The organism is Butyrivibrio sp. LB2008 (assembly GCF_000621565.1).
Lineage (GTDB): Bacteria > Bacillota > Clostridia > Lachnospirales > Lachnospiraceae > Butyrivibrio.
This window is the reverse complement of the sequence record NZ_JHXZ01000013.1, coordinates 189,979-201,580: the sequence shown is the minus strand read 5'-3', so window position 1 is coordinate 201,580 and position 11,602 is coordinate 189,979. Positions and strand designations below refer to the sequence as shown.

At 41.2% G+C, this 11,602-nt stretch carries 11 protein-coding genes, 1 tRNA gene and 1 pseudogene; all 13 read left to right on the top strand.

Translation table 11 applies throughout. The features are described from left to right. Positions 1-238: pseudogene (locus T356_RS21245) on the top strand (RNA-guided endonuclease InsQ/TnpB family protein); the annotation flags it as partial. A gap of 42 nt (positions 239-280) precedes the next feature. After that, complete coding sequence (locus T356_RS0103830; protein ID WP_026513358.1) at positions 281-601, top strand: DMT family transporter; 321 nt, start codon at positions 281-283, stop codon at positions 599-601. 237 nt (positions 602-838) lie between these two features. Next, positions 839-1,528 carry an aspartate/glutamate racemase family protein gene (locus tag T356_RS0103825; protein WP_026513357.1) on the top strand — a complete coding sequence of 230 codons (690 nt, stop codon included), beginning with the start codon at positions 839-841 and terminating at the stop codon, positions 1,526-1,528. A 41-nt stretch (positions 1,529-1,569) separates the two neighbouring features. Then, entirely contained in the window at positions 1,570-2,115 is a 546-nt protein-coding gene (locus T356_RS0103820) for a flavodoxin family protein (protein WP_026513356.1), read from the top strand. Between the two features lie 147 nt (positions 2,116-2,262). Beyond that, the gene (locus T356_RS0103815; protein ID WP_026513355.1) at positions 2,263-2,787 is read left to right on the top strand and encodes a hypothetical protein; all 525 of its coding nucleotides are present in this window, start codon (positions 2,263-2,265) and stop codon (positions 2,785-2,787) included. 64 nt (positions 2,788-2,851) lie between these two features. Further along, entirely contained in the window at positions 2,852-3,493 is a 642-nt protein-coding gene (locus T356_RS0103810) for a hypothetical protein (protein WP_026513354.1), read from the top strand. Positions 3,494-4,132: 639 nt separating this feature from the next. Next, positions 4,133-4,390 (top strand): helix-turn-helix transcriptional regulator, encoded by a 258-nt coding sequence (locus T356_RS0103805; protein WP_330370882.1) that lies wholly within the window; start codon positions 4,133-4,135, stop codon positions 4,388-4,390. Positions 4,391-4,408: 18 nt separating this feature from the next. Continuing rightward, a tRNA-Ser gene (locus T356_RS21045) sits at positions 4,409-4,492 on the top strand. Positions 4,493-4,648: 156 nt separating this feature from the next. Next, the gene (locus tag T356_RS0103800) at positions 4,649-4,909 is read left to right on the top strand and encodes a prevent-host-death protein (protein WP_026513352.1); all 261 of its coding nucleotides are present in this window, start codon (positions 4,649-4,651) and stop codon (positions 4,907-4,909) included. A 369-nt stretch (positions 4,910-5,278) separates the two neighbouring features. After that, entirely contained in the window at positions 5,279-6,643 is a 1,365-nt protein-coding gene (locus T356_RS0103795; RefSeq protein ID WP_026513351.1) for a sensor domain-containing diguanylate cyclase, read from the top strand. 4 nt (positions 6,644-6,647) lie between these two features. Continuing rightward, positions 6,648-8,387 carry a sensor histidine kinase gene (locus T356_RS0103790; RefSeq protein ID WP_081777735.1) on the top strand — a complete coding sequence of 580 codons (1,740 nt, stop codon included), beginning with the start codon at positions 6,648-6,650 and terminating at the stop codon, positions 8,385-8,387. Continuing rightward, a complete protein-coding gene (locus tag T356_RS0103785) occupies positions 8,372-9,991 on the top strand; it encodes a response regulator transcription factor (protein WP_026513349.1) in 1,620 nt (539 codons plus the stop codon). Before T356_RS0103790 ends, T356_RS0103785 begins: the two co-directional genes overlap by 16 nt. Positions 9,992-10,073: 82 nt before the next feature. Next, positions 10,074-11,594 (top strand): ABC transporter substrate-binding protein, encoded by a 1,521-nt coding sequence (locus tag T356_RS0103780; RefSeq protein WP_035780313.1) that lies wholly within the window; start codon positions 10,074-10,076, stop codon positions 11,592-11,594. Positions 11,595-11,602: the final 8 nt, after the last annotated feature.

Sequence of the window (11,602 nt, the reverse complement as noted above, 5' to 3'; positions counted from 1 at the left end):
TATCCCTGTGTATAAAAAGAACAGTTCAGGAAACTACTTTTTCTCAGGAAAGAGGATACAGAGAGGACTTTACAGGCACTACGATGGTACAATAACAAATGCAGACATAAATGGAGCTGCAAACATCTTAAGGAAAGTATTCCCAAAGGTAAGTCAATGGGATAGAGGCATAGTGGACATGCCTTGTTCTGCAGGATGCATAGAGCATCCTACAGGTTCATGCCGCTCTGCGGCATAACAGAAACCCTTTCCGACGTGGAGTCGGTGAGGGTAGTTCATAATGAAGTGGATCTATCTGTTTATTGCAGGAGCTCTTGAAATAACATGGGCGGTAACAATGAAAATGTCTAACGGATTTACTGTGCTTATCCCATCAATCATTACCGGTGTGGGATATATAGCCAGTGCAGTGTTTTTGTCAATCGCACTTAGGCAGCTTCCTTTGGGAACAGCTTATGCTATGTGGACAGGCATGGGAATCGTGGGTACTACGCTGCTTGGGATTTTTCTTTTTAATGAGAAATTGTCAGTTCCACAGGTTATATGTGTTATTTTAATTGTAGTTGGAATTGCAGGATTAAAATTATTAGCAAAGGATTAAGGTGTACTATCCCTTATTGTTGAGGATGAGGATACTGCAATAAAAATCTGTACCAATCTCACAAAAAAGTTCACGGATGATGAAGAGTATTTACAAAAGGAATTGAAAAATGCTCTGCCGAGAGTACAGTGCCTAGAACTCATACCTGAACATATGACGGGAAAGCTGGTTAATGAGTCATAAATAATAGAGCGGAAGAAGAATTGATTTTCTAAAAGGATGAAGAAAGGATAGTATATGAAAAAAATAGGATTGGTAGGAGGCACCGGGCCTGAATCTACAATTATGTATTATAAAGAATTAAATTCCAGAATTGATAAGATCACAGATGGAAAGCATATGCCGGAGATCATTATTGAGAGCGTGGATTTCAGAAGAGCATGGGATTATGTTTCTTCGGGGGAATATTACCTTCTTAAGGAATATCTCTCCGAAAAAGTACATAGTCTGGAAAAAGCAGGCGCAGAAGTAATATCTTTGACGGCCGTGACGATGCATATTGTGTTTGAAGAATTGGTTAACGATACTGGTGTTTCGTTGATTAGTATTCCTAAAGCGGTCTGTAAAGAGGTAGAGAATAAAGGATATAAAAAGATACTTCTTCTTGGAACCATTTTTACAATGGAACAGGATTATATGAAAAATGATTTCAAGGACGCAGGTATAGAAGTAGTTATTCCTGATGAAAATGATCGGAATCTTGTGGCAAAACGCATTTTTGAGGAGTTGGAGCTGGGAATTGTTAAGGAAAGCACATTAAAAGAGTTTCAAAGCATAATAGATAAAATGCGGGATCAATATGGTATTGAAGCAGTCGTACTGGGGTGTACGGAACTTCCTCTTTTACTGAATTCGGAAAATTGTTCTGTTCCGTGCCTGGACAGCGTTGAAATACACATAAACGATTTGATCCATGAGGCTTTATAGGGGGATATATTCCAGAATTATGTACGAAGGAGTTTTGTGGAATGCGAGCTTTGATAATTAATTGCAGCCCTGTTCGCACAGGGGCAACTGCAGAAATAGTTAAGCTGGTTTCGGAACAGTTATCAAATAAATACAGTGTCAAAAGCATTTGCATTGACGATTATGTCTTTGCATTCTGCAGAGGCTGCCGTTCGTGCCACAATATGGCGAAGTGTGTCATGAGTGATGCGGGTGTTATCGAGAATATAATGAGAGAATATGATGAGGCAGATATTATTGTCTCTGTTTCTCCGTCATACTGGGCAGATATTCCGGGGCAGTTCAAGGCATTCATCGACAGATGTACACCTTGGTGCAATACGCACGAGCCGCATGCAACTATTAAGCCTGGCAAGAAAGGCTTTACAATTGCTTTGAGAACCGGACCTAATATGCCGGAATGTGAGCGGATCATCGGAAGCATAGAACATTTTTATGGTCATTTGGAGATAGAGAGTGTGGGGCATCTTGGGCTGACATCTATCGAATATAAAGCGGATGTAGAATCAAGAAAGCAGGAAATCTTAGATTTTTGTAAGAGTATGTAAATGTTTTGCAGGATACAATAGATATGAATCTTTGAAAAGAATTAAAATGTAGAGCACAGCCTTGGCAGGCCGTCGCGCAGAGACTTAGTTCATTTTCAGGATAACTTATGAAGGATTGAGTAATAGTGTAAAGAAGGAGGTTTTTTAATGAATGAATTATGTATGATAATCAAGGATATGGTTAAACCGAATTTTCTAAATATAAGGACATCAATTCAGACCTATAATCGTGATGCGATTTGTTGTGGTGCTCCTTGTTGGCGCTGGGTATATCATACGCTTCATTCTGCGGATAAGTGGTTTATCAATCCTTGCATATATGATGAACCTCCATTTCATGAAGATGGTTTGGACAATCCTGATAATCCTTCTTCGGTAATACTTTCAGACGAACAACTCCTTGATTATCTTGATAGAATCGAACAAAAAACTTATACATATCTTGATTCTCTTACAGATGAAATGCTGTATGAATGCCCTGAAAACTGTGAGCATACAAGGATGGAATTGGTGCTCAGACAGTTTCGCCATATCTCATTCCATACAGGAATGCTAAATGGGCAAACTGCATTAGCAACAGGAAAATTTCCAATGTGGGTATCTCAGACAGATAAGTATGTGGATGACGGTATTTTTTTCGGAAGGTATCGTAAAGGACGAGTAACAAAATAATTATGATGCAGGCAGGTAATAATGGCCTTACCAAGACCAAATACACTAATGAGGGGGATGGACAATGATAGATGACACACAGGAAAAGATAAGCTTCAGCGGCACGGTGATCTCTGTTCAGCCCAGATCCAACGTGTGGAGATATAAACTGGACAACAGAACCCATAGCATGACTGGATATAATATCTTTATTTCGGGTGAGACGGCAGGTGAGCAGAGGAATTTTGCTGTTGCGATTTCCGAAAAGCAGCAGATGAAGATGAGGTTCCATATCGGCGATGAGATCAGTGGCACAGCATGGACAAAGATGTATCCCAAGCTGGAGTATGCAGATTATTACCGGGCCGGAGCACTTAAGAAATTGCAGGAAGCAGCGAACGTTAACTCAGATGCCAAGGAACCATGGCTTGATGAGGCCCCTGAGCTTTCTGTATATGACTGGCGTGGATGCCGAATGCTTGATTCAAAAAACTGGAAGGGAAAATGCTTTGCCTGTAAATGGGCGTGCATGGCAAATGTCGCTATTGAGTATAATTGGGGCGTTACACAGAAATTCCGTTTTGAAAGCTTTTGTTATGGCCCCAAGAACTGCGCACTTTACAAGATGGGCAGACCAAGAGCAGTTCCATACAAAGACATGGACTCAGACTACGATACAGGCTGGCTTGATGACATATGTACGGAGAGACGCGGAGATGATGAATAAGCAATTGGAAAAAGAGCTTTACCTTTATCAAGCTGCATCTGAACACCGGGATTCTTCTTGGCCTTCTTGATTCGTTTATCGAGATCCCAGAATTTTTATACTATGAGTATAATAGACAATAAAGATTTTCAGTGCTAACATACGATATATAAAGAGAGAAGCGGAGCAAAAAAGATAAGCTCCCGGAAAGGAAAGAACAGAGACATGACAACATTGAATCGCAATTATTACAGATACAGTGAAAGTTATAAATCATCACTCAATAGATGGCAGAGTGAAGGTCTGATTTCATACGCTCATTTTAAGGATAGGCAAATGCGAGAAAGTGTTGTTTTAGCAGGATTCTAAAAAAGATAGGATCAAAGCATATAAATAGACATGTATTTCGGATCGCTTTCCTTTGATGAGGAAGGCGATTTTTTATTTGATAGGAAATTCCTATCAAATAAAAAATGCTCCGCAGGATGCGCAGCTCGCGGAAAGGTAATTTATTGCTTCGCAATACCGCTCGCGCGCGAAAGAGTCGCGAGCGACTCTTTGTTCTGTAGAGCACTTAGCGAGGTATTATCGAGCTTAGTGCGAACCATACAACTTCACTTGACGAGTCTAGTGAAGTTTGTAGCTTGAAAGGAGATAAAAATGATACAGAATATCCCGTCAATAGATCTGATTGCTACAGGGCAGAAAATTAAACAACTTCGAGTGAAAGCAGGTATTTCTGTAAAAAAATTGCAGGAGGTGTTCGGCTTTTCTACTCCGCAGGCGATTTACAAGTGGCAGAACGGAACTGCAATGCCGACATTAGATAATTTGGTCGTGTTGGCAGCTGTTTTGGGAGTTACTTTGGATGACATTATTGTTACTGATGGTGAATGGCTTTATGCGGTAGGCGCATAAATTGAATAAAGTATGTTTGCGTGACCGAGATGGTTTATGGGACCGTCCTGCTAAGACGGAGCACGGCTTTTCGTGCCAAAGGTTCGAATCCTTCCTCTATGTCCGTTTTTTTACTAAAAAAGGCTGATGCTTCGATAAGAGGGAGTGCTGCAAATTAGCAGTGCTTATTTGCGGGTGAATTGACTTGTGATTTTTTGAATAAAGTTTTATACTAAGGTTAAGAGTTATATAGTATTAAATATAGAATAGGAGATTATTATGCCAGCTATTATGCCTATTTCTGATCTTAGAAATTATACAGATGTACTTAAAGAAGTTGATTCAAGTAGTAGAGTTTACCTTACCAGAAATGGAAGAGGTGCGTATGCAATAATGACTGTGGAGGAAGCAGACGAACTTGATCGTTTAAGGACAATTCATAATGTATTAGGTGACCTAAAGAAGGCTGAAACACGTTCTGAACGAGAAGGCTGGGTTAGCGATGAAGAAATGCAGAAAGTGATGGGACTTGACGATTGAAGGTATTGCGTTATTCTCAAGATTATAGAGAAAAGATTATTAAAATGCGGAAATACATAGATTCGTATTTTGGAAAAATAAAAAGGAAAGAAGTATTTACAAAAAAATAAATAGCAGAATTCATGAAGTCAGGGAAAATGGAATTATCAACGCAGACTAAGAAATCACAAAGACACTATCAGGCGAAATGGGACTTGAAGATGAAATTCACTATGATGACTAAAAAGCGGCTTTCGGTATTGATCCGGAACCCGCTTTTTTGTTAATTATTCATAAAATAATCGCAATAATGATAACAGCCATCCATTAAATGATAAAATATATTGTGGTAAAATGTTTCTTTGCTGTCTTATACAGGAGGTGACTCTCTTGGAAAAATACAGATATAGTGATGAAGAACGAAAGCTATTGGAAAACAGCCCAATCCCCTTTGCGATTTATCAGCGTGTTGATGGAAAAGTGGTTACAGTAGTCATGTCGGAAGGTTTTTTGGAGCTTTCCGGATATGAGGGCATGGATAAAAAAGAAATCTATGATCTTGTGGATAGCGACATATATCGTTTGGTACATCCTGATGATCTGGCTTCCGTAGGTGATGCGGTAGATCGCTTTTTAACAGAGAGCGGCGTTTTCGATGTGATCTACAGGCAAAAAAGGTATGAAGAATACAGAGTAGTTCATTTATGCGGAAGGCACATTTACAAAGAAGACGGTACAAGACTTGCCGTTATCTGGTACACAGATCAGGGAGTTTTTGTTGGCGGAAGTATAAATGAAAACGAGGTTATTTCTGCAGAATATGCTAGACTGCAGCAGGAGAACGAGCGCCTGAGGAAAGAGGCTGATGCAAACAGGAAGATAGTGAGCCTGAAGAAATCGCTAACAGATCTTTTGACCAATATGCCGGCCATGACATTTTCAAAAGATGTAGACACCGGAAAGTATCTTGCATGTAATCAGGCATTTGCGGATTATGCGCATAAAGAAACTCCGGAGGGCGTTGTCGGGCTGACTGATCTGGAGATTTTTGATGAAGAGACGGCTATTCATTTTATAGAGGATGATAAGAAAGCTCTTGCGATGGACAAGCCTTATATTTTTTATGAGGATGTACCTGATGCTGCCGGTAATCCGAGACAGTTTCAGACAACAAAGCTTAAGTTTACAGATGATACCGGTAGGGAATGCCTGCTTGGACTGTGCCAGGATGTGACCGATGCTATGCGCATTAAACGTGAATATACGGAAAAACTTGCGCTTGTGCAGAATATGGCTGAGATTGATTCGCTTACAGGCATCAAGAACAAGAATGCATATAAAGTAAGAGAGGGCATTATGAATCAGAGAATTCAGGAGCACCGTCAGCCTGAGTTTGCTATTGTGGTATTGGATGTAAATGATCTTAAGAAGATTAATGACACTAAAGGGCATGAAGCCGGGGATAAATGCATATGTGATGCATGTGACACAATCTGCAGGATTTTTAAGCGCAGTCCCGTATACAGAATAGGTGGCGATGAGTTCGTGGTCATCTCGCAGGATGAGGACTATGCTCGCAGTGAGAAACTTGTAGATATAATCGCACGGCATAACGAAGATGCTCTCTATAATGGCGGAGTTGTCATTGCCTGTGGTATGGCGAAGTACGACCAAGAGGATTGTGTGGCAGCAGTATTTGAAATTGCTGACAAAAGAATGTATGAAAATAAGAAATTTTTAAAGAATCGTAAGTAATATAATGAATCAAAAAAACGTGAAAAAAGGGTCCTTCATACGTACAATTGCGATAGCTTCAATGGGCTATCTTTTTCTGATGATCATAATTTTATCCGCAGTGTGGTGGAATACAGGGCGGACTCTGGAAAACGGCGCTGAATCCAACTTAAATCAGGCAAAAGAGATATTTGGCTATGAGATGGATGAGATATTAAAGTCTAATGAGCAGGCATTGGCAATAATTCTTCAGGACAGTAAGGATATTACCGCTTTCGATAAAGGAACCGAAATAGAAAAATCTGTAGCGGCCCAGAATATATTGCAGCTACTTAAAAACGTCGCCGGTAGCAGCGCAGATGTTGACACGATCTTTTTCTACGATCTTATCGGAGATACATTTTTATCCAAGACGGCCACCGGCCTTAGCTATAGTCAAAATGTCGCGATTGAGGAGACTATAAAAAGACTCTATGAAGAATATTCGGGCAACATGCCGTCATACTGGTTTTGCGAGAAGGTAGGCAATAAGAATTATTTACTGCGGCTATACAAGAATAAAAAGAGAATGCTTGGGGCTCTGGTGGATGTAACTGCAGCCTTGAAAAAGAGCTTGGCCAACGATTCTGTCTGTTACCTTGTCACGGATGAAAACGGAAACATAATCGCCAAGGCGGGAAGTGACATTGATATTACAACAGACGATATTGATACAACGCACATAGCCGATGCTGCGTGGTCGGAAAACGGGAAATTCTTTTTCCTGGGAAGTGCTTCAAAAAGAGGTAATTTCTTAATCTTCGTAGCAATAGATAAGGGCAGGGTATTCGGTGCATTCCAGCTTATTCAGGTTGTAATCCTTGTGCTTATCTTATCTGCAATCTTCATGTTGATAATCATGACTTTGTATGCAAGAAATGTGGTTTATATGCCGCTTAAAGATCTTATGTCTGTCATGAAGCGTATCGAAAACGGTGAACAGAACTGCAGACTTCCGGATAAAGCAGATACAGTGGAGTTCATGCGGATCAACGATAGTTTTAATCACATGATGGACACAATTGTAAATTTGCGTATGAAGTCTTACGAAGAACGAATTCAGTTTGATGAGGCAACGCTAAAGTACGTACAGCTTCAGATCAAGCCTCATTTTTTTCTTAATGCTCTCACGACGATTCACAGTATGTCATTCCAGGACAGGAACGACGAGATACGTGATTATATAGAAAGGCTTTCGCGAAACATACGGTATCTTTTCAGATCGGGACTTCATACTGTAAAGCTTTCGGAAGAAATTGAGCATGTCAGGGACTATATTGCGATGCAGGATATTCTTTATCCGGGGTGTGTATTTGAATTCATAGATGTTGATGAGAAGGTGTCTGAATATCCGATTCCGCAGCTTCTTATACATACCATGCTGGAGAATATTTACAAACATGCGGTATCGGTGGATAAACTGACGTCAATTCTGATTTCCTGCAAGCTTGAAGTAAGGGGCGGTGAGTCTATGTGTCACATCACGGTTGAAGATGACGGACAGGGATTTCCGGAAGAATTTCTTTCACAGGTTCGGGACGGAAATGTTACTGTAAAAGAAAACGGGCACGGCGTGGGACTTTGGAATATGAAAAAGACCTTAAAACTCATGTACAAAAGAGATGATCTGATGGAGTTTTCAAATAAAGAACCAAACGGTAGCCGCGTAGATATGTGGATACCAAGAAGAGTAAAGAGGCAGAGCAGTGTATGGAAGCTATCGTAATAGATGATGACATTCCCACAGTTGACGTAATAGTGGATACTGTGGCATGGGACAAATTTCATATAGACAAGGTGCATACGGCATATAATATCGAGACCGCGAAAAAGCTTTTTTCCGAAAATGATATAAGCCTTGCAATCTGCGACATAGAGATGCCCATGGGAACCGGACTTGAGCTGATCAAATGGGTTAGGGAAAACGGGATTGAAACAGAATTCATTTTCCTTACAAGCCATGAAAAATTCGATTATGCCAGACAAGCCATAGAATACAGCGCGTCAGGATATGTGGTTAAGCCTTTCAATAACGATCGTATGGAGGCTGAACTGACAAACGCAATTCAAAAGCTTCATGACAAAAAAGAGAGCCATAAGGCATCCCTCTATGAGGAGTGGTACTCGGGAAATCTTGGGTATGTTGAAGCTCTTTTCTGGCTTGATGTTTTGCAGCAGAGAATTGCCTCCGACAAAGCAGTTATTGCAAAAGAGATCTCCCAGAGGCGACTTAATATAGATGCTGACAGGCAGTATCAGCTTTACATTATTGCCGGTGGCAATATTGAGCAGATAGAGGAAAACTGGGGTAAGGGCGGCGCCGGAACATATGAAAAAGAGCTGGTAAAGTTTCTTGGTAACAGTATTTTCATTGGTATTTCCGAAGGGAAGTTTGTCAATTACAGGGTAAAAAATATAATTTATACCGCGATTGTTGTCGGCGAAGATGATGCCGGGATAATTGCAGACAGGCTAAATAGTGAAGGCCTGCAGGTACTGGAAAAAGCCAAGGAGGTCTTGCGGAACATAATCACTGTCTACATTGGAAATGCGTGTGATATAGACAAACTCTGTCTTGCCAAGACACATATAGAGGAGCTGGACAAAAACAACGTGGCTTCCAAGGGCAAGGTTTTTCACGAAAACGATGAGATCGTCCTTGCTACAGAAAAAGGTCATATGCTTGACCAGCAGGAAATCAGGCTCCTTCTTAATGAAAAGAAAAAGAAAGAGCTTCTTAATCTTCTTAAATTCAGCATGGAAAATCTGGCAGCAGCCAAAAAACTTGATGCAGCGGCACTTGCCGAGATTAAGCAGGATCTTTTGCAGATTGTGTTTGTATATCTCCATGGAAAAGAAATTCAGGCCACGCAGCTTTTTGCCAATGAGGCTTCCGAGTCGCTGGAGAGGCAGGCTACGGATTCTCTCATGAACATGGTGAGGTGGCAGGTTTATCTGATTTCCGAGACACTTGATTATGTCTCGGAAGTTGAAGCTTCGGACTCAATCGTATCCCGTGCCAAGGCCTTTGTTCACGAGCATTATAAGGAAGATATCTCAAGAACCGAGATTGCAGAGTGTGTATATTTGACTCCGGAGTACATGGCGAAGATGTTCAAGAAAGAGACCGGCATAAGCCTTAAGCAGTATATAACCGATTTCAGGATAGATAAGGCCAAAGAGCTTTTATCCAGAGCAGATGCGAGGATAAGTGACGTGGCTACTGAAGTTGGATTTGATAATTTTTCATATTTTTCAACGGTTTTCAAAAAGACAACGGGGCTTACTCCAAATGAGTATCATACACAAAACTTAAAATTGAAAAACTAAGACTTGTTTTTGAAAGAGAAGTAATATATTCCCTTTGTATAATGAGTGCATCTTAGAAATGCAAATAACAAGGGAGGTTATTATGGTTAAGAAAATTCTCAGTGTGTTACTGGCCGGAACAATGGCTCTTTCATTGGTTGCCTGTGGATCGTCAACAGGTAGTGAAGGCGGAGTTGATCAGAACGGTGCCGCTAACAATGGCTCCGATTACGATCAGATAACATACGCATTTGTTACTTTTAATACGGTTCCTGATGATACCTCTGCTGTAGAAGAGGTTATCAACAAGATCACCAGAGAGAAGATCGGTGTTGAAGTTCATCTTATGCCGCTTTCAATCGCGGACTACTCACAGCAGGTAAGCCTTGCGGTTCAGAATGGCGAGGTTGATATTTTCCACACATTAGGTGATCTTGGAAGCTCGATAGCAAGCGATATGTGTTATGACTTAACAGATATTATCGATGCTGACGCACCTGAGATAAAGGCTCTTTTCGAAGAGGAATGGCTCAAGACAACAATGTTTGACGGAAGACTTTATGCGATTCCAACACTTAAGCCTTTCGCACTTCAGCCGATGCTTATATACAGAAAAGATCTGGCGCAGGAGCTTGGACTTGATATGCAGTCGGTTAAGTCTCCTGAGGACCTTACAAAGATTTTTGCACAGGTAAAAGAGGCTCATCCTGAGATGACTCCTTTTGCACCTGTATCACAGGGTGACAGCGGACTTACAAGATGGATTTCAGAGATTGACTGGCTTGGAGATTCTTTTTCATCACCGACAGGTGTTCTTCAGGGCGATGATATGACGGTTACAAGCTACTATGATCTTGCAGACTTCGAGAAGTATGCTTCACTTGTAAGAGAGTGGTACCTTAACGATTACATCATGAAGGATGCGGCTACTACAACATCAGCTGCAGCAGAACTCATGTCTTCAGGAAGCTATTTCGCATACTCAGCTTCTTACAGCTATCCTCTTGCGGATGCGGCAGCAGCTCTTTCTGCTCCCAGCGGATACGAAGTAGAGGCAATCGCGCTCGGAGATGCTTACCTTGACACATCTTCAATAAATGCGGTAGCACAGGTTATTGCTTCAACATCAGAAAATCCTGATGCGGCACTTAAATTCCTCAACCTCACATATACAGATCCTGAGGTGATCAATGCAATGCTCTATGGTATTGAGGGAGAGGATTATGTAAAGAATGCGGATGGAACAGTGTCTTATCCCGAGGGACAGGATGCGGCAACAGTTCCTTACACTGCACAGCTTTCCTGCGGTGTTCTTGGTAACTTCTTCATCCAGTGGCCTCTTGAAGGTTCAGGTTCAGAGGAATCACTTAAGTGGGAAGATGAGCAGAACCACAAAGCTAAGAACTCACCTGCGATGGGCTTTACATTTGATCCTTCGTCGGTTCAGACACAGTACACAGCTGTAAGCAACGTTATTCAGCAGTATGTGCCCGGTATTGTCTGCGGATCTGTTGATACAGAGCCTGCTTTTGCAGAGTTCCGTCAGGCTCTTAAGGACGCCGGATATGATGATATTCTCGCTGCCAAGAAAGAGCAGCTTGATGCCTGGGTTGCAGCTCAGTAATAAATTCA